Raw genomic sequence first — 21,731 nt, 5'->3', positions numbered from 1 at the left:
TCATAGAGCGATGTTTTGGATTATTCCGCCGCGTAAGCCCTAACGCCGGCTTCGAGCACTTCGCGGTAACGGTCCACGTCAATGTCGACAGCGACACGGCTGTTTGGCTCGTTGTCGGTCGTGCCGTACTCGTCACAGATGACGGCCCCGTGGCAGGGGCCGCCGGTCGTGTCTACCTCAAGGTAGTACTCCTCAAAAGTGAGCACCGTTTCGTCAATGATGTCGGCGACGACAGCGGCGTCGTGGATGGCCGGCGCGTCGGCCAGTGGGTAGGTTCCGGAGTCGGGCCGGTAGTCGAGCCACTGGGCGACAGTCCCCCGGATGCCATCGGCCGTGCGGAACTCCTCGATGAACTCGGGAGAGACGGTGGCGTGGTTGGTCACATCCAGCCCGACCATCCGCGTGGTGGCGTCCTGCAGGACGCGGCTGGCCGCCGCGGGGTCGTTGTGGAAGTTGGCCTCGGCCATCGGCGTCACGTTCCCGGTCGTCATCGCCGCCCCACCCATGAGATAGATGTCGTCGACGAGGTCGGGTAACCGCGGCTCCTTGGCCAGTGCAATCGCCAGGTTCGGAAGCGGACCGACGGCCGCGATCGTCAGTTCGTCGCCGTACTCGTGGGCGGCTTCGACGATTGCATCGGCCCCGTGGATATCCCGTGTGTTGCCGTCGGCGTCGGGGATGTCGCCGTGGAGCCCGTTCTCGCCGTGAATCCACTCGGCGGTCGTGAGGTCGTCGACGAGCGGGCGACCACAGCCCCGGGACACCGGAACGTCGTAGCCACCGAGGCCCAGTATCGCGTGGGCGTTTCGCGTCGTGTTCTCGATAGTCGTGTTCCCGCAGACAGTCGAGAGACCGACAACATCGATTGCATCGTGACCGAGCGCCATCGCCAGCATGACCGCGTCGTCGCAGCCAGGGTCCGTATCAAAGAAGACTTTGCGTGACATACCTCCGAAATTCCGCCCATCGGGTCTTAAAGGCTGGTACGTACCGGATGTAACACGGACGCACCGCTGTAGACAGACCTGTGGACGATCTGTCGGGCCATCGTCGCTACCACAATCGGTGTGTCGGAATGTGTGGCCGACAGATCAGGTGTGTCCGTCAACGCCGTCTTATACTGGCCAAGCGGTGTGATAGCAGGGGACAGCAAAGAGTCGGTCCATCCCCAGAGTCGAAATCCGAGCCACGGTTCGAAGGGACGAGGCGAAGTTGGTCGTTCGTTACAGACAACAGTCAGTATCCAGAAATAGTGCGTCTATCACAAATTTTAACTATATAGTCATAATACTGTACGGGAAGTGATGGACAGAAATCACATACGACCAGTACTACTCAGCGTACTACTCGTTCTGTCGGTGGTCAGCACCGGCTTCCTTGGAAGTGCCGCTGCTGTACCGAGCGAGCAAAACGAGTTGGTAACGGCGAATAGCCAGACAGCGACACAGACAGCCGCAGCTGGTGGGGCGACCTGTCAGCTTGACAGTAGTTGTCCAGTGCCTGATAATTCGGTCGATCTCAACAACAGTGGGGCCGGGGTCGACGTGTTGATCGACGGGAGTCATCAGGGCTCGACGTTCACGAAGTTCGCAAACCGACTCAGCGAACGCGGGTACGACGTCGACACGAAACGGTCGACGACCGGCGGGCTGACCTCGTGGAACAGTTCGGCCGCGAACGGGCTGTCGGACTACGACGTGGTCGTTATTCCCGTCCCTCAGACGGCCTATAGCGAGGCCGAACAGGATGCGATCGACGAATACGTCAGAAACGGCGGCAGCCTGTTCGTCGTCGGGGATTGGACCTCACCGCTACAGGGTCACGCCGGCAAGCTCAACGACATCACCGACCCGTACGGGCTCCACTTCAACGGCGAGAGCGACAAGTGGCTCCGGAACATTCAGGACCCGACCAACAAGACAGTCGAAGACTACGAGTGGCGAGTTGTGCTCCACAACACGGGCCAACATCCGATAATGAACAACGTGGACACCGTGGAGTACGACGGCGTCAGTCTCAACGTGACCGACACGGACAACGGGACGCAGGCCCCGTTGCTGTACGGTGACAGCGATACCTACGAGTACACTTACTCCACGACAGAGAAGGAGTACCCCCGTGGCGAGCGCATCGTTGGTGCGGCCGCGACGTGGGATATCGGTGACAACGGCCGCGTCGTCGCCTTCGGCAGTCAGAAGTCGCTCACGACGTATCTCACCGACGAGTGGCAGGCCGAACACCAGCAAACCGATACGCGGCCGTTCCTCTTCCGGACGGTGAAGTGGCTGGCCTCGTCGGGCCACGTCGAGCGACCGGACAAGCCGGTCGCCGTCACCGGCGAGCGAGTCAAGGGCGGCGAGACGCCAGCAAACGAGACGATTGTGCTGAAAAACAGCGAAGTCGCCGCCGCCATCGGTACCGAGACGAACGGACCCTTCGGCACGCTGCCGGGCGGTATCTACGACGCCAACGCGTACGGGCTGACGACCGACCAGATCGGTGTCGCCGAGTTCGCGTTCAACAACTTCGGGACGTGGCCCGTCTACGAGTCCTTCGAGCGCCAGAACGCAACCGGGCCAAACGGCGCGGCAGTCGTCACCGCGACTGGCCACGTCAGCACGAATCCGAACGTCTCGATTACGACGACGTACACGCTGCCAGCCAACTCCAGCCACATCTGGATCAACACCACGATGGAAAACGGCGGCGACCAGCGCCTCCCGATCAACGATTCCGAGCGCCTCCAGAGCGGGGCCGCACTGAGTTCCGAGGGGCAGTCGACCTGGCTCCCTGGCTCGGGAACGATCGAAGAGACGCGCTCGCCACCAGTGAGTGCCGACACGCTCGACCAGCCCTGGGCCGCGCTCACCGGTGACCGCGTGAGCTACGGCGTCTGGGGCGGGAACGGCTCATTTACCTCGTACACGGGGTCCACAACCTGGGTTGACCCGTGGCTCGAACACCGCCTCGACCCCGGCGAAACGCGGTCAGCGGAGTTCGCTTTCTTCGTCGGCGAAGATGGGTCAAGTAGCGCGACCAGCGAGTACTACAACAAGCAGCAGGGAACCGAGACAGGGACGGTGACCGGCAGCATCGAGAGTACGGACAACGAGTCCGTCTCACAGGCTACAGTCACCGCCTCAAAGGACGACCGTGCGTTCACCTACACCGTCGGCTCGGAGACCGGAACGTACGAACTCGAACTCCCCGCCGGCGAGTACACGCTAACGGCCGATGCCAGCGGGTTCGCAGCATCAGAGCCCAAGTCCGTCACCGTCAGCGGCGGCGAAACGACAACCGCCGACTTCGACTCGCTAGAAGGACCGGCTCCCGTCAACGTCACCGCAACGATAGACGACGAGGGCGAGGTCAGTCCCGCCGATGCCCGGATTACGGTGCTCGACGGCGGCACCGCGGTCCAGACCGTCTACACCCGGACGACGCCGGCCGGCACGGCCTCGTTCCAGCTTCCGCCCGGTAACTACACCTTGGTGTTCAACCACGGGACGGGCTACATCGCCGAGCCGGTCGAAAAGAACATCTCGGTGACGCCCGGCGAATCGGTCAGCGTCAACGCGACGTTCACCGAGGAACTCGACCCAAGCGAACGCAACTGGGTCGGCATCGACCCCCACGCCCACAGCAGCGTCAGCTTCGACGGCAAGACGCCCATCGACAACTTCGTCGCCATCCAGAAATCGGCGGGCGTCGACGCGGTGTTCATCTCCGACCACAACGCCATCGGCGGCTGGGGCTCGATGGAGTCACAGGCCGCAGAGCGCGACATCATGTTCATCCGGAGCGAGGAGATAACCACCGGCGACCTCGGGCACTTCAACCCCTACCCGATGCACGGCGAGGAGATGGTCGACTCCGACGGGACCCTCGTGGAGTTCATCGAGGAGTCCCGCAGCCGACACAACGCGACGGTGTTCCAAATAAACCATCCGGGTGACCGCTTCGTCAGTCTCGACAGTGCGCCCGGGCAGCACGAGGAGTACCTCCCGATGGTCGACGCCATCGAGGCGTACAACGGTCCGTACGGCGAGTCCGACGCCGCGAGCGTGCAGGGGCTGTTCACCCTCTGGAACAACGGCTACGACATCACCGCGACCGGGGTCAGCGACGACCACTGTTCGCAGTGCTTCCCGGCGAAATACGGGAGCGCCCGCACCCGGGCATACGTCGAGGGGACTGTCACGCCCGAGAAGTGGGCCCAGTCCGTGAAAGACGGGCACACGTACGCGACGTACGGTCCGGCCGTCGAGTTCACCGTCGAGGACAGGATGCCTGGCGAGACCGTGAACACGACCGCCGGGTCGTCCGTAGAGGCGTCCGCAACGGTCCGGAACCTCGACGAACTGGCCTACGCCGAGGTCATTCGGAACGGCACGACCGTTTCGAACGTCACGCTCGACGGCACGAACGACACCATGAGCACCGACGTTGATATCGACGGGAACGCGTGGGTCGCCTTCCGTGTCGTCGACGAAGACGGCGACCGAGCGCTGACTAGCCCAGTCTGGATTTCGGCCGGTCAGCAAGCCGAATCCGGGACTGACGGCAACGGCGAGTCCGGCGGAGCCACGGCGACTGCCGCGCCAGACACCGAGGGCGAGTCAGCAGCAACGGCGGTGGATGACACTGCAACCGCGGAGTCAGAGACGACCGCCGCGTCCGGACCCGGGTTCACCGCCGTCGTCACGCTGCTTGCACTCATCGGTGCAGCGCTGCTCGCAACGCGGCGGAGGACCTGAGCCATGCGGGACACCAGCCAGCGACGGAGTCGGCGTGGGTTCCTTGGAACCCTCGCGCTGGCTGCGGTGACCAGCGCCGGCTGTAGCAGCCTCGGCGGTACACAGAACGGCCAGCCGGGCGATACCGGAGCTGGCGGCTCGGCGGCAACGTCCGAGACAAGTGAAACGCCCGCACAGGCAGGCGATGGGGCACACCACGACGAGGCGCACGGCCACACGCATACAGACGGCGGTCACGACCACGGCGATGGACACAGCCACGACGGTAGTGACGACGAAGCCGATATCGCTGCCGACACCGAACTCGCCGCGTTCGAATCCCACCTGCGCGAGTGGTTCGTCGATATTGACTCCCTCGCCGTCGAAGACAGTCGCATCAGGCTGACCTACGTCACGAAGAGCACGCGCAGCCACGAACTCGCGGCTGGCATCGAGACGGTCGTCGTCTCGTTCATCCAGGCGTACACGGACGACTGGGGGGTCGAAGGCCTCGACGCGGAGGTAATCGAGCCGTCCGGCGACGTGATGGGCTACTGGCGAACCGAATCGCGGTGGGTCGAACCGGTCGCCGAGGGCCACGAGACGCGGACCGCGCTGCTCGAACGGACGCTCGACACGTACCACGGCCGCCGCACGCGCGACCACGACCACGCTGAAACCGACCACAGCGGGACCGAAAGCACTCACCAGCACAACGGAACCGAGCACGCAGACCACTGACGGCAGCGGTGTAGTCACTGCCGTCACCGTCGTTCTGAGAACGGGAGAGAGTACGATTCGGTTCGAAAAACGCCGTGTCGTTGCTCAGACTTTCAGCAACGACAGCAGGCTGACGCCGACATCGAAGTACTCGATGAGGCGATAGCCGACGAGGATTCCGAGGATTCCCATAACACCGGCGAGGTTCGGCGGGGCCGGAATGGGAACGTCCAGCAGTCCGAACACGACGCCGGTAGCGACGCCGGTCATCGTCGCGACGATGACGAGTGAGAGATTCATCGGTCGGTCACCACTGCTCTGCAGCGAGGACCCACGCAATCGGGTGTCGAAGCGCCCCAAAAGCGGCCGACGGGTGTGTTTGAAGTGTGTGCCATTGGTGGCATATAGAACGGATTCGAGCGGTAAGTATGCTCCTCATCAGGTCAGCAATGGTTGGGAGTAGCACACACCAACCGCAGACAGTTCTGTAATACCAAGAAGTATATCCAGCTATCCGAATAAGGTATTTTCGAGAGATACATACTCATTTTCTAGGTTTGTCTCTAGTATATCTAGCCACGTAGAGAGTGAAAAGCGGTAAGAGCGGTTTTACTGTAGACACTTATCTCATTATGTATGCAAATAATCTTGAAGTAGAAGGCTATAGGGCTATATACGCACAGGCTGAATACCGCCAGAGGAGCAACCACGCTCAGTATCGTCCGGGAGGCTGGCGTTTATAACCAAGCCACGGGAAGTGATGACGATGCAAGCCGTTCAGTTCGACAGTCACGGCGACCGTGATGTGCTTGAGTATGGCGAGTTTCCCGACCCCGAACCGGGCCGCGATGAGGTGGTCATCGATGTGAAGGCGGCCGCGCTGAACCACCTCGACATCTGGACGCGGCGCGGGCTCCCCGGCATCGACCTCGAGATGCCACACATTCCGGGCAGTGACGCCGCGGGTGTTGTCGACGAGGTCGGCGACGGTGTCTCGCGGTTCGAACCGGGCGACCGGGTGGCCGTCCTCGCCGGCAAGAGCGGCGGCGGCGACGAGTTCAGTCGCAAGGGTGACCAGACACTCGCACCGGACTTCCACATCATCGGCGAGCACGTCCGGGGTGTCCACAGCGAGTACGCCGCCGTGCCGGCGGAGAATCTCACCCCAGTCCCCGAGGGCGTCGACTGGGAGACAGCCGCCGCATCGCCGCTGGTGTTCCAGACCGCCTGGCGGATGCTGCGCGACCGCGGCGACCTGAAGGCCGGCGAGTCGGTACTGGTGCTCGGTGCGTCCGGCGGTGTGGGCCACGCCGCCGTCCAGATTGCCGACCACGCCGGCGCTGAGGTGTTCGCGACCGCCAGCAGCCAGGAGAAACTCGATTACGCCAAAGAACTGGGTGCGGACCATACAATCAACTACGAGGAGACGGACTTCGCGAGCGAGATTCGGGACCTGACCGACGGCCGCGGCGTCGACATGGTCGTTGACCACATCGGCGCACAGACCTGGCAGGACTCGCTCAAGAGCCTCGTCAAGGGCGGCCGGGTCGTCACCTGCGGGGCGACGACTGGCGGCAACCCGGAAACGGACATCAACCGCATCTTCTGGAATCAGTTGCAGGTCATCGGCTCGACGATGGCCACCCCAGGGCAGGCTGATGAAGTGCTGGATCTGGTCTGGCAGGGTGAGATGGAGCCGCGAGTCCGCGAGACGCTGCCGATGAGCGAAATCGCCCGGGCACACGAGATAATCGAGGACCGCGAAGGCTTCGGGAAGGTCGTGGTCGTTCCCGACAGCGAACTGTAGGTCCGCCCTTCGTTTTTGTCGTTACTCCGCTCCGAACCGAGCCGTCGCGAACGCCTCGAAGGGAGCCGAGTACTGCATCAGCATTGTGCCGAGAATACTCATGAGAAGGACATATGCGACGGTAAACGAGTAGACGGCGTTTGCCAACTCGGTCGACAGTGACGCGCCTGCCCCGGTCAGGGCAACGGCGGCGATAATCAGGGAGAACTCACCACGAGTGACCATCCCGAGGCCGACACGCATTGACCGGCGCGGGGTGAGGGCGTACGCACGGCCACTCAGATAGCCCGACAGAATTTTTGTCGGCGTCGTGACGACGATAGCGGCGACGACGAGCTCTGCGACGCCGGCGAACAGTCGCGGGTCGGTCTCGACGCCGATCCAGAAGAAAAACACCGCCGCAAACGTGTCGCGGAGGGGCTCCAGCAGTCGTTCTAGCTTGTGCGTGTGAGTGGTCGGGGCAAAGGCCATCCCGATGAAGAACGCGGCGACGGCCTCGCTAACGCCGATAGCGAGGGCAAGCCCGGAGATGAAAACCGTGATACCGACGGCTCGCACCACAGTAAACTCGTTCGAGGTCGTCTGTAAGGCCCGCTCAAACCATGGCGTCCCGTAACGGGCCAGCAGCAGGAGCGCGACGATGAATGAGAGCGCGACGCCGACAGAGGTCGCGGCGGCCCCGAGGTCGGACCCACCGGTGACGAGCGCGGCGGCGATTGTGAGATACACCGCGATGAACAGGTCCTCGAACACGAGCGTCCCGAGCATTGGGTTGGCCTCGTCGTTGGCGATCCAGCCGAGGTCGATAAGCGACTTCGTGATGATAGCTGACGAGGAGATGTAAACGATGCCGGCGACCAGAAAGGCCGCAAGCGGGTCCCGAAACAGCGCGAACCCGAGCACGAGCCCGACACCGAAGTTGATGCCGAGGTCGATAGTCCCCGCTCTGGTGATGCGCTCCCAGCTGTCCAGCAGCCGGTCCAGATTGAACTCCAAGCCAAGGAAAAACAGCAGAAAGACGATACCGAGCTCCGCGCCGAGTTCGATAAACTCCGAGGATTCGACGACCGGAAGACCGTAGCCAGCGACGGCAACCTGCCCCGCGACAGACGGCGACAGTACCATCCCGATGACAATGTACAACGGGATCACCGACTTGTTCAGCCACACCGCGACGAGCGTAGCGGCTGCAACGGCGGCGAACAACACACCGATGCCGAGCAGGTCAGCCACGACAGCAGCCCCCCAGCAACTCGGTTCTGACCATCTACAGGTCCCCGGCCAAGAGCTTCTCAAATGACTCGCAGTTGTCGCGTTCGCCGATAACCACAACAGTGTCGCCGTCCTCGATTTCGACGGTCGACGTGGGGCCGGGAATGACATCGTCGCCGCGCTGTATCGCGACAACGGTGACGCCGGTTCGCTGCCCGACGTTAGCACCGGCCAGTGTCTCGCCGACCAGTGGCGAGTCCGCCTCGACCGCGTACCACTCGAGCAGCGTCCCTTCCGACAGCATCGTCTCGACGTGGCTGGATTCGACCGGCTGGAAGTACGCGCCTTCGAGTATCGTGCCGACCAGTCGGGCCATCCGGTCCGAGAGTTCGAGGAGTTTCTCGGAGTCGGCGTCCGCGCTCTCTTTCAGGTACAGTTCGCGAGTGCCCGTGTTGTGGGTCACGACGACCAGTTGCTGTCCACCGCCGATGTTTACCTCGTGTTTTTTACCGACGCCGGGCAGGTCACTCTCGGTCACGTCCATACGCCGGGATTGCGTTCGACTGCGTATAAGCCTCTGTGCCCGGACCTCAGTTATCGGGTCGCCGGCACCCGATAGGCGGGACCCAAAGGTATTAGTGGGTTCCTGCCAACGTTCAGGCAAGCCAACTTTCGCTAAAACAACTCAGCTTGTTTTAGCGTTGGGAGCTACCAATGCCACACGACACACTCCTGCTCATCGGTCGGGACACGTCACGCGCTACGCCCTTCGAGACACACGCTCGCCGCCTGCGCGAGCGCGGCGTAGCAACCGACGTGACGGTGCTGACCTACGACCACGAACCCCGTCGGGAGTTACGCGACGAACTGGTAGCCATCGATGCCGACCGCGTGTTCGCGCTGCCGATGACCGTCGCGCACGACCACTCAACAGTCACAGACGTGCCGGCGGCACTCGACGAAATCGACGCTGAAACGCACTACTGTGAACCAGTCGGTCGCAGCCCGCTACTGACCGAAGCGATCCGTGACCGTGCCGCCGCTGCGGTCCCGGAAGCCGCTGACTCCTCCGTCGCGCTCGTCGCCTTCGGCTCCAGCGGCAAACCGTATCAGCGGCAGGTGACGGAGTACCACGCCGAGCGCCTGCGCGAGCGCTCGGCCTTCGGCGAGGTCGAACCGTGCTATCTGCTCCAGAACCCGGCTGTCGAATGTGTCAGGTACAACCTCGCCCACGACCACGCTGTCGCCGTGCCGCTCTTTCTCGCGCCAACCGACGCGACCGAGTCACAGATCCCCGCCAAACTCGACCTCGATAGAGGCGGGCTCGCCTACACCGACACACTGGGTGACCACCCGCTCGTCACCGAGGCCGTCGCGACCGCCGTCGAGACGGCGCGGACGATGGCCGACACACGCACACCGCAGACCTTCGAGGCGACGCTGGCCGCAACAAACCGGCCGATGGCGACCGACGGCGAGGGTGATTAGGGCTGTCGCAGCGGCAGAACCGCGGACTCAGAACGAGAGGAAGCGATTTGTACCCACGGTACGTTCTGGCACATAGATGGTACGCCGACGAGTAGCGCAGACGCGGGAGCAGGTCAAAGAGAAACTGGTGGCTGCGCTGATAGAAGACCACTCGCCGCGAGAAGTCGCGATGAGCTTCAGCGTCGGCGTGTTCCTCACCGCACTACCGACGCTTGGCACCGGCTTTATCGCCTTCCTCGTCCTCGCGTACCTGTTCAAACAGCTCAGCAAGGTCGCGCTGTTCGCGTCCGTGCTGATACTCAATCCGCCGGTCAAGTGGGGCGTGTACGCGTCGAGCTTCTGGCTCGGTAACCAGATTCTGGGGCCGGTGCCCGGCCTGTCGTTTGACGGTGTCTCTGTCTCGATGGGTAGCGACGTGCTGGTCCGACTATGGACAGGAAACGTCATTCTGGCCGTGGTGTTCGCGGCTGTCGGGTACGTACTCGCGTTCCGTTTGATCAACGAGTACAGGCAGCGGCAGGCTGGGTCGGCTGCGGTCAGCTAATAGCGACTGTCGCAGTACGACCTCACTCCCGCCGCACGACAAACACCGAAAGATCCGAGAACCGTGTGTCGTCCTTGCTGTTGCCGCCAGCATCTTGCGCAAGGTCGCCGAGCGTCGTTGCGGTCCGAGCCTCGTCATCGTGGGTGAGCCGCTCGTAGACCAGCGCCGGTAGCTCGGGGTCGCTGCCGGCATCCAACAGCTCGGCTGCGATGTCTTCGGGCATCAGGTCGAAGGGGCGTGGCAGCACGAGCAGGTGTCGGTCGCCCACATCGTTCCGAAGCCGGTCGAGATCGGATGAGAGGTCGCCGCTCTTGTGCAGCGTGACAAATGTCGTGTCCTCCATCGGCGTCCGAGCACGGCTGGCAGCGATCTGGAGCGAGGAGATGCCCGGCACGATACGAACCGGACGGTCGACGGCACGCTGGACCTTCCCCACGAACTGGTAGCCAGAGTGGTTCGGGTCGCCCATCGCGACCGCAGTCCCGCGCTCGCCGCCGGCCACGCGCTCGGCAAAGGCGTCGAGCGTGTCCAGTTCGTCGCGGTAGCCGCAGGTCAGGAGGTCCGCATCGGTCCGGTCGGCGACGAACTCGACGACTGTCTCGAAGCCGACGACAACGTCAGCCTCGCGGATCGCCTCCTCGCCGCGCGGCGTCAGGAAATCGAGGTTGCCCGGGCCGATGCCGACGGCGTGGACCGGCCGGTCGGCGTCGGGGTCCTCGGGCGCGCTCGCCGCAATATCGGCTGGGTCCGGTCCCGAATCGAGGTCGTAGTCGTCGTTCTCAGTCATCTATGGAGACCACTCCATCGCGGCTCACGGGTCGTTTCTCCCCGCTCACTCGTCCCGAGGGGGGAGGTCATAGATCGACCACCCCCTCCCGCACGTCCGACGCGACGTGCACCAGTTCGTTCGTCAGCCCGGCGGCCAGCCCGCTCCCGCCGCGGCGGCCGACGTTCGTGATGGTCGGGACGCCATGTTCGGCGGCGACCTCGCGGAGCCGTTCCCGGCTCTCAGCAGCCTTGACGAAGCCGACGGGCGTGGCGACGACGACGGCCGGCCGAGTGCCGTCCTCAATGCAATCTGCAAGCGCGAGCGCCGCTGTCGGGGCATTTCCCACGACGGCGATAGCGCCGTCGTAGACACCCTGTTTGTCGAGTTCGAGCACTGACGCGGCCGTGCGTGTCATCCCGGTTTCGGCGGCCAGCTCCGCGCCGTTGCCGATGGCCTTCTGAACTGGGCAGTCGTGGCCGCGGCCGGTGATGCCGGCCTTGACCATCGTGATATCGGTGACGATAGGCTGTTCGTCCAGCACTGCCTGCGCACCGGCCCGCACCGGCTCGTCGTCGTCCGCTCCGGTGAAGCGAACGAGGTGCTGGAACTCGGGGTCGCCGGTCGCATGGACGGACTTCTGGCGAATCCGATCGGCCAGCGTCTCGTCCCGAACGAGTTCGCGCACGCGGTCCATCGACGTCTCCGCGATGTCCATTGCGTTCGAGGTGGTCGCGCCAAGGTCGGCGTACTCCTCGAAGCCGTCGTCGCTGTTCGCGTCACCGTCTGTCGCATCGTCCGTGTTAGTCGTCATCTGAAGTCACCTCCTCGTCCTGCTCGCGGGTCGCACTGCTCCCCGCTCGCTCGTTCGGAGAGCCTCGCTCCGGACCCCCCGTCGCTCGGCTCTCCAGGTCACCGTCAACTTCCAGATTCAGGTCCCGCAGGCGGTCCCGGGTCTCATCGTCGGCGTCCCAGAGCCCGCGGTCGATGGCTTCGAGTAGCGTGTCGGTGATCGAATCCAGCGCCCAGGGGTTCACGTCTCGGAGCCAGTCCTGTCGCTCCTCGTCAAAGGCGTAGCGCTCGGCCACGTCCTCCCAGAGGGTGTCGCTGACCACGTCGGTCGTGGCGTCCCAGCCCAGCACCACGTCGACCGTCGTCGAGAGGTCCCCGGCTCCTTTGTAGCCGTGTTCCTCCATCGAGTCGAGCCAGGAGGGGTTGAGGACGCGGGCCCGCATCGCCTTCCGGACTTTCTCCTCGTTGGTGTACACGTCGACGTTGTCCGGGTCCGAGGAGTCCCCGACATAGGAGTTCGGCTCCTCGCCGGCAATCTCCGTGACCGCGGAGATGAAGCCGCCGTGGAAGGCGTACCAGTCCGAGGAGTCGAACTCGTCCTGTTCGGCGGTGTCCTCGATTTTGACCGTCGCGTCGACAGAGGATAGACGGCGCTCGAATGCGTCGTGAGCGTCGCTCACTCGGCCGCGTGACCCCATCGCGTAGCCGCCCCACTGGACGTACACGTCGGCGAGGTCCGAGCGGTCGTCCCAGTTACCCTCGTCAACGGCCTTGTTCGTCCCGGCCCCGTAGCCGCCGGGGCGAGTGGTGAACACGCGGTGTTTCGCCGCGCTCTCGGCGTCGCCCTCGTCCATGCCGTCGGCGACAAGGTCATCGGTCTCCTCCTCGACGTGTTTCTTCACGTAGTTCATCTCGTGGGGTTCGTCGAGGTCGACAACGGCGTCGACGGCGTCGTGGACGACCCCCGCTGCCGCCGGGAACGCATCGCGGAACAGGCCGGAGACACGCGTCGTCACGTCGATACGCGGCCGGCCGAGTTCCTCGAGCGGAATCGGTTCCACGTCCTCGACGCGGCCGGCGTCGGACCAGACCGGTTCGACGCCCATCAGCGCGAGCACCTGCGCAATTGTCTCGCCGCGGGTCCGAACCGTCGGCGTGCCCCAGACGACGACGCCGATTTCCTCGGGGTACTCGCCTTCGTCCGTTTCATGGCGCTCCAGTACACCGTCGGCGACCTCGCTGCCCACGTCCCACGCCGTCTTGGCCGGGACCTTCCGCGGGTCCAGTGTGTAGAAGTTTCTGGCTGTGGGAAGGAGGTCGACGCCGCCGCGGGTCGGCGCGCCGGAGCCGCCGGGTGGGACGTACTCGCCAGCCAGAGCATCGGCGGTGCGGGGAATCTCGTCGGCTGCGCCGGCCACCCGCGGAGCGGCTTCCTCGCAGATGTACGCCAGCGCCTCGCGGAGGTCCTCGTGTGCGCCAGACCGGACGCGAGCGTCCCCGAGCGGTTCGATGTCGACCACGAGAAGGTTCATATTCACCTCCGAGGTGTTGTCTTCGAGTTCGCTCTCGGGCACGTCGAAGTCGTGCTCGGCCAGTGTCCGGACGAGGTCTTTGCTGGTCTCGTGGACGTGGTCGGCGGCCTCGGCGTAGGTCATCCCCAGCGCCTCGTCGTACTCGCCGGGGGCGTTCCGGAGCTTGTCGTAGTCGACGCCCAGCACGCCAGCGACGCTCTCGCGCAGGGACGGCGCGCCGGGGTTCTCGAGGCGCGTGAGCGCGACCAAGTAGTCGACCAGTCGGTCGTCGGCCGGCGGCTCGCCCATCGTGTGCAGCCCCTTCCGGATCTGCGTCGTCTTCACGTCGGTGAGGTACTCGTGGACCCGTTCGACGAGGGCGTCAATGTCGAGGTCGTCGCCAGCCACGTCACCCTCAGCGAGCGTCGACCCGGCTTCGTCAGGGCCACGTACGTCGGCCTTCTCGTCGATTTCGCCGGCGATGCCGAGTTCGACAGCGAGGTCCAGTTCGTCGACGGTCTGGCGGAGCTGCTCGGCGAGGTGCTCGCCGTCGTCGGTCCGGGCGTCTTCCATGCCGGCCTCGCGGTAGCGGTCGGCCAGTTCTTCCAGGTCGGCCAAGTCGTCGTAGGTTCCGGCATTGGCCATCACCGGGGTCAGGTAGTCCACGATGGCGGCATAGGACCGACGCTTGGCCTGGGTCCCCTCGCCGGGGTTGTTGACGATGTACGGGTAGACGTTCGGGATGTCGTCGATGAGCTGGTCCGGTGCGCTCTCGCCGTCCAGCCCGACAGTCTTGCCCGGCAGCCACTCCAGACTGCCGTGGGTCCCGAGGTGAACGACAGCGTCCGTCTCGTAGCTGTTGCGGAGCCAGCGGTAGAACGCGACGTAGTCGTGGGGCGGCTGGAGGTCCGAGTCGTGGTACACTTTCGAGGGGTCCATGCCGAACCCGCGTGGGGGCTGGACTGTCACGAGCACGTTTCCGAACTCCACGCCGGGAATTGCGAACGGGCGCTCAGGCGGGTCGCCCCACTCCTCAACGACGTTCTCACGGAAGTCGTCGTCAAGCATCTCGAACCACTCGCCGTACTGGGTCGGCGAGACGGTGTCGACGCTCAGCTCGCGCACGTCCTCGGGCGCGACCCAGCGGTCGTCGAGGGTCAGTTGGGCGGTCAAGCGCTCGACAAGCGACTGGCCGCTCTCGGGCATCGTATCACCGAGGTCATACCCGCGAGCATCCAGTTCCTCCAGCAGATTCACTGTACTCTCGGGCGAATCCAGCCCGAAGGCGGTCCCGATGCCGTCGTCGCTGGGCGGGTAGTTGTGCAGAACGACGGCGACCTGCTTCTCGTCGTTCGGGGTGTGGCGCAGTTCGGCCCAGTTGACCGCCAGCCGCGCGACGTGGTCGATGCGGTCGTCGATCGGGAAGTGCTGTTTCGGGGCGCTCCCGATATCGGCGGCGTCGTCGGTCCGCTCCTTGCCCGAGATGGGGTGCGTGATGACGTTGCCGTCGAACTCCGGCAGCGCGACCGAAAGCGCGAGTTCGAAGCCCATCACGCCCGTATCGCTGCTGTCGTACCGGGACCGGGAGCGCATCGTCGTCACGGTCTGGATGACCGGGACGCCGAGTTTGTCGAGGAACACGTCCTCGGCGCTCTGGCCTTCGTCGTCGGCGCTGCGCCCGCGTTCGTCCATCGACAGCGAGAACATGAACGACGAGCAGACTGCATCGACCAGCGGGTTGCCGTCGGCATCGAGGAGCCACTCCTCAGTGACCTGTTCGGCGTTCCACTGGCCCTCGGCGTCGGTCGCCGGTTCACAGAATATCGGGAGCGCGTTCGCCCCGTGGGCCTCAATGGCCCGGACCTGCGCGTCGACGTAGCGGGTGTTCTCGTGGGTCCAGTGGGACTCGTAGAACCAGACGGCGACGGTCGGCTTCGCGGGGTCGAACGTCGCCCGCAGTTCGTCGATGCTTGCGCCCGGATGGTCAGGGTGATACACTCCTTCCGTTGGCAGTGTCACCGGCTCGTCGTACGAGGGGTCGGCGTCGCCGTACTGCGCCACCAGGTAGCGCACGCAGTTGGCGACGTTGCTCGCCCCGCCCTTGTCGAGGTAGTCGTAGACGGTGTCGCGGTGCTCGTCCGGAACCGACGTGTCCTCGAAGGCGAAGGCGTCGCCCGTCGCTTTCACCACGAGCGGGACGCCGGCCTCGCGCAACCGCTCGACGGCCATCTCGTAGCCGGGCATGCTGTCCTCGGCCCCGTGGAGCCAGAGGACGACGGCGTCGGCGTCGGTCAGTTCGTCGACGAACGCCTCGACCGCTGGCTCGTCGTCGAGGTCGCTCTCCGAGCGCACGACGAGGTCGGCGTCGACCTCGCCCGCGGCCCGCTGGACGGCCCCGAGTTCGTTCTCCGTCGCGGTGTAGAGTCCTAGCTGTGGCATAACGTTATTAAATCTCCGTTTGCACTAATACAAGTATGGTTGTATTCGTCGCGGGCAAAAAAGCTTCGCAGGGACCGACGTTCGCGGCCGTCGTCGGCCAGCGCGACCTCAAGGACGGCCTGCTCGCGGTCGCGACGGACGACGACCTCGACGGCCTGCTGGTCCGCGGCGAGAAGGGGACAGCGAAGTCGACGGCGGTGCGCGCGCTTGCCGACCTGCTGCCCGAGCAGCGCGCGGTCGCGGACTGCCCCTACGGCTGTCCGCCAGACCGGCCCGACGAGCAATGCGAGGACTGCCGGACACGCTCAGACCCGCCGGTCGAAACTCGTTCGGTTCCACTCGTGACGCTCCCCCTCGGTGCGACCCGGGACCGCGTCGTCGGCACGCTGTCGGTGGCCGACGCGCTCGACGGCGACCACGAGTTCGACCCCGGCCTGCTCGCCCGCGCGAACCGCGGCATCCTCTACGTGGACGAGGTGAATCTGCTCGACGACCATCTCGTGGACGTACTCCTCGACGCCGCCGCGAGCGGCCAAAACCGGGTCGAGCGCGATGGCGTCACCGTCACCCACCCCGCCGAGTTCACGCTCGTCGGGACGATGAACCCCGAAGAAGGCGACCTGCGCCCGCAGTTGCGGGACCGCTTCGCCCTGCAGACTGAAGTCAGCGCCTGCGAGGACCTTGACGACCGCGTTGCTATCATTGACCAGGCGCTCGGGGAAAGCGATGACGAGGAGAGGCAGACCGAACCGGACCGCGGTCCGGGCGAGCGCCTGCGGACCGCCCGCGACCTGCTCCCGGAGGTCGACCTCGCCCGCGAGTTCCGCGAACAGATCGCCGAACTCTGTCGGGACGCCGGCCTCGACGGCCACCGCGGCGATATCGCTACAGCGCGAGCGGCCCGGACCTTCGCTGCGCTGGACGGGCGGACGACGGTACTCGAATCAGATATCGAACGCGCCGCCGAGTTCGCGCTCCCCCACCGGCTCACCTCCCGGCCCTTCGAGGACGCGCCGGACGTGGACGACGTGCTCGACGACCATTTCGAGGACGAGGAGGGCGAGGCTGAGGAGGAGTCCGCCGATGACGAAGAAAGCGGTGAGGAGGGGGGTGACGCGGACAGCGACGAGGAAGCGGGGGCCGGCGACGAGTCAGTAAACGACGGAGCCGATTCCGAAGGCAGTGAGGACGGAAGCGAACAGCAGGAGCAGCGCCCGGACGACAGCGGAGAATCCGGCGAGGACGGCGACGACGAGTCAGGCGAGCGCGGCGAGCAGCCGACGCCCGCTTCGGCCGACAGCGACGGCGAGCGGCAGGAAGCAGAGGCCGGCGACGGCGAAGGAGCGGCCGGAGACGACGGTGGGGAGGGCGACCCCGACCAACCCGACGACCCCGAAAACGCCACCCCGCTGCTGCCGGGCCAGTCCCGCACCGCAGTCGGCGACAGCGGCGCGCCTGACGTGGACGCACCATCGGTCGACACAGACGGTGGGAGCGCAAGCGGCCGTGCGAGCGCGACAGGGACGAAACGCGGTGCAACGGTCCGAACCGAGCGCGCCGGCCGGGACGATGAGGTCGACGCCGCAGCGTCGGTCCGGGCGGCGGCCAGTCGCGGGAGCGGCCGTGTCGAGTCACGTGACCTTCGGAAGTCCGTTCGTGCAGGCGACGCCGAGACGCTGGTGGTGTTCGCCGTCGACGCGAGCGCGTCGATGCGCCCGGCGATGAAAGCCGCAAAAGGCACAGTACTGGAACTGCTGAAAGACGCCTATCAGGCCCGCGACGAAGTCGCGTTCGTCACCTTCGCCGGCGAGGGCGCGGACGTGGTACTCCCGCCCACTGACAGCGTTTCGCTGGCGGCACGCCACCTGAAAGACCTCCCCACAGGCGACCGGACACCACTGCCGGACGGGCTGACGGCCGCCTGCGAAGTGCTCGACCGGGCGGACCCGGATGCCGGCGTCGTCATCGTCGTAACCGACGGGCGGGCGAACACCGCCGACGGGAGTCCGGTGGCAGCGACCAGAACCGCGGCGCGAACGCTCGGTGAAGCAGCCACCCGGACTATCGTCGTGAATGCCGGCGAAGCGGGCCGTGCTGGATTACTTGACCTCGTTGCAGAGGAAACGGACGCGTCAGTGGTCTCACTGGACGCGCTGACCGCGGAGCGCGTCGATGCCGTCGCCAGCGACCAGTAGCTCTTGGTCGGCGCTGTATCAGGCGGAAGTTTTACAATCTTACTTGTTCTTAAGACAAACGAGATTTCAATGCAGGATGACACTGATACCAAACACGCGACGGATAGCGTGTACGACCGTATCGAACGCGCCAGAGCATCCCTGACTGGCCCACAGATCGCCATCGCCGTCGCGCTGGTGGCGGCGCTCGGCTTCACGCTGCTGTTCGTGCAGGACCCAATGCTGCACGACTCACTGCACAACTTCCGCCACAGCGCCGGCATCACCTGCCACTGATGGCGACTGACTACCTCGAACGCGGCGCGATGGCCGGCGTGGCCGGCGGGCTGGTCTACGGCCTGTTCATCGCGACGGTCGGGAACGCCTTCACCGCTGGACTGGAGACATTCGAGCACAGCCACGGCGGGGGCGGCCCCGTCGTCTCCGAACTCACGACGACCGTCGTAAGCATCGGCGGCGGCGTCCTCTGGGGCCTGCTGTTCGGCGTTGCAGCGTTCGGGATGGTGTACTTCTTCCTCGAACCTGCAATCCCCGGCTCGGGCGCGACGAAGCGACTGGCGCTTGCGGGAGCCGGCTTTCTCACCGTCTCCGGCGCGCCGTGGCTCGTCTTGCCGCCACAGCCACCGGGCGTCGAGCAGGCGCTTGGGACAGAGACGCGCCTCGCCTGGTACGCCGGCCTGATGGCACTGGGGGCGCTGGTCGCAGTGCTCGCCGGGCTCGCGTATCAGCGGACAGCGCGCCACCACACCGCCATTCGACTCGGAGCCATGGCGCTGCCGCTCGCACTGCTCGCAGTTCCGGTCGCGCTCGCACCGGCAAACCCGGTCCACGGTGACGTGCCTGCCGCGCTCGTCGCGGCCTACCGCTGGACGGTCGTGTTCGGCCAGCTAGTGCTGTGGGCCACCATCGCTGGTGTACACACGTGGCTCGGCGAGAACGACACCGCGGCTGCGGACGAGCTGGACTATCCAGCGACAGCAGACTGACGGAACGACACGATTCAGATTTTTCCGGCAACTGTCCCGAGATTCAGCGCCAGCCCGACGATAGCGACGACCGCGGCGATAACGACGTTCGCCGTCGTCCCGCCGGCGCTGAACGGGGCCGTACCAGCCGACGCCAGTGCGCCGAACCCGATTCCGGCGACGACGAGCGCCACGCCGGCCAGCCCGACGAGCATCGTACCGGTCGGGCCGAACCGACCAGCCGACCGGTTCTCGTACCGCTCCAATGCGTCGTACATCGTCCCGGTGACCGTCTCCTCTAGGTCTGACATCTGTTCTGAGAGGTAGGTGTTCAGCGTCTCCTCGTGTTCGTCGAGTTCCGCGGCGCGCTCGGAAAGCTGCGCGTCGTACTCTGTCAGTTCGGCCTCGCGCTTGTCGAGGTCGGTCTCGCGGTCGTCAAGCGCGGCTTCGCGTTCATCGAGCCGGTACTCCCGTTCGTCCAGTTCCGCCTCTTGCCGGTCGAGTTCCTCCTCGCGGGCGTCACTCTTCTCTTCGCGCCGGTCGAGCTCTGCGCTCCGCTGATCGAGGCCCATCTCCCGTTCATTGAGCCGGCGCTGCATCTGCGCGAACTCCCGTTCGCGCTCGGTTGGGCGGTCGGCGACGGTGCTGTCGTCGGCGCTGTCGTCGACGGTGCTGTCGTCGGCGCTGTCATCGACGGTGCTGTCGTCGGCGCTGTCATCGACGGTGCTGTCGTCGTCGGCTTCGTAGTCCGCCGCCGGCTGTGCCTCCTCGTGGTCCGGGTCTGTGTTATCAGCCATACTGGGCTCCTATACCGAGACGCTACGGCTATCGAACGGTTAGTTTGACACCACATAACACAGTAATCGGAGCCAAACCGGGGACAGCAAAAAGTCGTCTGGAGTGCCGTTACAGCCGAGATCGCTACGTCGACGCGTCAGCGACGGGTGTCTCGATTCGATGCAATCGGTACGCGCCGCGTTCGTGGCCCTCGTCGTGGTAAACGACCGGTTCCTCGACAGCAACAGCGGTCCCATCGGAGACTGCGGCTGCCGTCACGACGCCGTCGGTGTCCAACGTGTCGAGGGGGCCGTCGACAACATCGAACAGTCGAAGCGCGTGGTCGTCGGCGTCGCGGTCCCGGAAGTTCTGCGCGCCGGGAACGGCCAGCAGCGAGCCATCAGTTCCCAGTCCGCTAGCGAAGCCGCCCACGGGCGCGTCCCAGCGGCGGTTACCATCGAGCGAGACACCAGCGGCGGTGTGCTCGTTCGGGTGGCGGGCGTCCGTTTCACGGCCGTCCTCTGGATATGTGTTGCCGGTGACGAACACCGCGCCCTCGTCCGTCGCGTGGACGTGGTTCGGGTACGCGTAGACGGTGTCACCGGCCACGTCGGTCGGCGTCGCCAGTGGGACGCGCCAGCGCTCCCGGCCGCCGCTGTCGAGCCGGTAGCCGCGGTAATCGCCGTGGCTGGAGACAACAGCGCCGTCAGCCAGCAGCGCAACGTCGCCGACACGGCGCTGGCCGTCGGTCCCGGGGTCCCACATCCAGCGCGGGTCACCGTCGTCGGCGTCGAGGACGACGAGGCCGTGCTGGTGGTCGCCAGGACACCGGTTGTACGCGACGGCGACGCGGTTCTTGTCAGCATCGAGCGAGATGGGTGAGCCGTCGGTCCGGTATGTCCAGTCAATGGAGCCATCAGCTCCGAAGGCGTAGACGACGCTCTCGAAGTGGCGAAGGTCGTTCCCGTCGTCGTCGGTCCGGCGCTCGTATCGCCGGGCAGCGGCGTAGCAGCGGTCACCGTCGGTGGCGAGGCTGGCGACGAAAGGTAATAAGAAGCGCGTCTCCTGCTGGGCCTCGCCGAGGTCCCCGCGGGTTTCGTACCGCCATCGCAGGTCGCCGCCGGCATCGTGACAGCGGATCTCGCCGCGGGCGCTGCGTTCGCCAGTGACGACACCGCCGTCGAAAGGCACCGCCGCGACGACACTCGGTTCGCCATCCGTGCCGTACTGCCAGCGCCGGTGTAGCGGACCGGCGTCCGCCGACACGTCGAACGCCTGCAGGTCCCCATCAGCGGTGCCGACGACCGCGAGACCACTGGTCAGCGTGACCGCCGAGCGGCGGCCCTGATGGCGCGAGCGGGCTGGCGCTACATCCCCGAGGTCAGCGGTCGGGGCGCGCTGGCTACTCATCGACCGGGAAGGCCTCGTGAAGCACGTCGTGGGCCTCACCGAGCCCGGCGAGGACATCCTCGCCCTGCATGGTGATGCGCGACACCGCCCGCTCGGCGTCGCGGACGGCGACCAGTCGCCCCCGGAGGTAGTCGTACTCGGGGTCGTCTTCGGGGGTTGCGGCGATTTCCTCTTCGAGGTCCACGAGCGCGGCGTCGAGGTGGCGCTCGATGGCGGCGAGCGTCTTCGCGCCGGCGAGGGCCTCTATCGGGCCGGTCATGTGGCCCTCCAGCTCCTGTTCCGCGTGCTGGCGCGCGTGGTCGTCTTCGGTACCGAGAACGTTCATGAGACCCAGTCGGAGGGCCTCGATTTCGTAGCAGCTCATGTGTG

At 65.4% G+C, this 21,731-nt stretch carries 18 protein-coding genes; 8 read left to right on the top strand and 10 right to left on the bottom strand.

Annotated elements, in window-relative coordinates:
• Positions 1-20 precede the first annotated feature (20 nt).
• Positions 21-947, bottom strand: a complete 927-nt coding sequence (locus RR_RS17480) for a nucleoside hydrolase (RefSeq protein ID WP_011224574.1) — start codon at positions 945-947, stop codon at positions 21-23.
• A gap of 357 nt (positions 948-1,304) precedes the next feature.
• On the opposite strand from RR_RS17480, the gene RR_RS17475 reads away from it, so the two are divergent.
• Both RR_RS17475 and RR_RS17470 read left to right on the top strand, forming a co-directional pair.
• A complete protein-coding gene (locus RR_RS17475; RefSeq protein ID WP_011224573.1) occupies positions 1,305-4,757 on the top strand; it encodes a CehA/McbA family metallohydrolase in 3,453 nt (1,150 codons plus the stop codon).
• A gap of 3 nt (positions 4,758-4,760) precedes the next feature.
• Positions 4,761-5,477, top strand: a complete 717-nt coding sequence (locus RR_RS17470; RefSeq protein ID WP_011224572.1) for a hypothetical protein — start codon at positions 4,761-4,763, stop codon at positions 5,475-5,477.
• A gap of 84 nt (positions 5,478-5,561) precedes the next feature.
• Here the strand turns inward: RR_RS17470 and RR_RS17465 are convergent, their stop codons facing one another.
• On the bottom strand, positions 5,562-5,756 hold the full coding sequence (locus RR_RS17465) for a XapX domain-containing protein (protein ID WP_004518274.1): 195 nt from the start codon (positions 5,754-5,756) through the stop codon (positions 5,562-5,564).
• Between the two features lie 466 nt (positions 5,757-6,222).
• Here RR_RS17465 and RR_RS17460 point away from each other — a divergent pair, with 466 nt between their 5' ends.
• Positions 6,223-7,263: a zinc-binding dehydrogenase gene (locus tag RR_RS17460; RefSeq protein ID WP_049939079.1), complete on the top strand. Its 1,041-nt coding sequence runs from the start codon at positions 6,223-6,225 to the stop codon at positions 7,261-7,263.
• Positions 7,264-7,284: 21 nt separating this feature from the next.
• Here RR_RS17460 and RR_RS17455 read toward each other — a convergent pair whose 3' ends face one another.
• Positions 7,285-8,496: a cation:proton antiporter gene (locus RR_RS17455; RefSeq protein ID WP_049939078.1), complete on the bottom strand. Its 1,212-nt coding sequence runs from the start codon at positions 8,494-8,496 to the stop codon at positions 7,285-7,287.
• A 34-nt stretch (positions 8,497-8,530) separates the two neighbouring features.
• Positions 8,531-9,019, bottom strand: a complete 489-nt coding sequence (locus tag RR_RS17450; protein ID WP_004964894.1) for a cation:proton antiporter regulatory subunit — start codon at positions 9,017-9,019, stop codon at positions 8,531-8,533.
• Positions 9,020-9,189: 170 nt separating this feature from the next.
• Between RR_RS17450 and RR_RS17445 the strand changes: the two genes are divergently transcribed.
• Together RR_RS17445 and RR_RS17440 are read left to right on the top strand one after the other, a co-directional pair.
• Positions 9,190-9,963, top strand: coding sequence for a CbiX/SirB N-terminal domain-containing protein (locus RR_RS17445; RefSeq protein WP_007189681.1), 774 nt, complete (start codon positions 9,190-9,192; stop codon positions 9,961-9,963).
• 76 nt (positions 9,964-10,039) lie between these two features.
• Complete coding sequence (locus tag RR_RS17440; protein WP_007189682.1) at positions 10,040-10,507, top strand: DUF2062 domain-containing protein; 468 nt, start codon at positions 10,040-10,042, stop codon at positions 10,505-10,507.
• A gap of 22 nt (positions 10,508-10,529) precedes the next feature.
• On the opposite strand, the gene RR_RS17435 is transcribed toward RR_RS17440, so the two are convergent.
• The 3 genes from RR_RS17435 to cobN form a co-directional block, all read right to left on the bottom strand.
• Positions 10,530-11,294, bottom strand: a complete 765-nt coding sequence (locus tag RR_RS17435) for a cobalt-precorrin-7 (C(5))-methyltransferase (RefSeq protein ID WP_007189683.1) — start codon at positions 11,292-11,294, stop codon at positions 10,530-10,532.
• Positions 11,295-11,361: 67 nt separating this feature from the next.
• Positions 11,362-12,087: a precorrin-8X methylmutase gene (locus RR_RS17430; protein WP_011224569.1), complete on the bottom strand. Its 726-nt coding sequence runs from the start codon at positions 12,085-12,087 to the stop codon at positions 11,362-11,364.
• Complete coding sequence (gene cobN / locus RR_RS17425) at positions 12,077-16,015, bottom strand: cobaltochelatase subunit CobN (RefSeq protein WP_011224568.1); 3,939 nt, start codon at positions 16,013-16,015, stop codon at positions 12,077-12,079. Before cobN ends, RR_RS17430 begins: the two co-directional genes overlap by 11 nt.
• A 35-nt stretch (positions 16,016-16,050) precedes the next feature.
• Here cobN and RR_RS17420 point away from each other — a divergent pair, with 35 nt between their 5' ends.
• From RR_RS17420 to RR_RS17410, 3 genes are all read left to right on the top strand, one after another.
• Entirely contained in the window at positions 16,051-18,210 is a 2,160-nt protein-coding gene (locus RR_RS17420) for a VWA domain-containing protein (protein WP_011224567.1), read from the top strand.
• A 69-nt stretch (positions 18,211-18,279) separates the two neighbouring features.
• A complete protein-coding gene (locus RR_RS17415) occupies positions 18,280-18,486 on the top strand; it encodes a CbtB domain-containing protein (RefSeq protein ID WP_007189686.1) in 207 nt (68 codons plus the stop codon).
• A complete protein-coding gene (locus RR_RS17410) occupies positions 18,486-19,196 on the top strand; it encodes a CbtA family protein (protein ID WP_007189687.1) in 711 nt (236 codons plus the stop codon). Before RR_RS17415 ends, RR_RS17410 begins: the two co-directional genes overlap by 1 nt.
• A 14-nt stretch (positions 19,197-19,210) precedes the next feature.
• Here the strand turns inward: RR_RS17410 and RR_RS17405 are convergent, their stop codons facing one another.
• The 3 genes from RR_RS17405 to RR_RS17395 all read right to left on the bottom strand — a co-directional run bounded on the left by RR_RS17405 (position 19,211) and on the right by RR_RS17395 (position 21,726).
• Positions 19,211-19,972 (bottom strand): Rnase Y domain-containing protein, encoded by a 762-nt coding sequence (locus RR_RS17405; protein WP_011224566.1) that lies wholly within the window; start codon positions 19,970-19,972, stop codon positions 19,211-19,213.
• Between the two features lie 124 nt (positions 19,973-20,096).
• Positions 20,097-21,362, bottom strand: a complete 1,266-nt coding sequence (locus RR_RS17400) for a PQQ-binding-like beta-propeller repeat protein (protein WP_011224565.1) — start codon at positions 21,360-21,362, stop codon at positions 20,097-20,099.
• Positions 21,355-21,726, bottom strand: coding sequence for a DUF3209 family protein (locus RR_RS17395; protein ID WP_004964927.1), 372 nt, complete (start codon positions 21,724-21,726; stop codon positions 21,355-21,357). The genes RR_RS17400 and RR_RS17395 overlap by 8 nt, the downstream gene beginning before the upstream one ends.
• Positions 21,727-21,731: the final 5 nt, after the last annotated feature.

Source organism: Haloarcula marismortui ATCC 43049 (assembly GCF_000011085.1).
In the GTDB taxonomy this organism is placed as follows: Archaea; Halobacteriota; Halobacteria; order Halobacteriales; family Haloarculaceae; genus Haloarcula; species Haloarcula marismortui.
The sequence above is the reverse complement of the archived record's forward strand: the minus strand, read 5'-3'. Positions and strand labels throughout refer to the sequence as shown.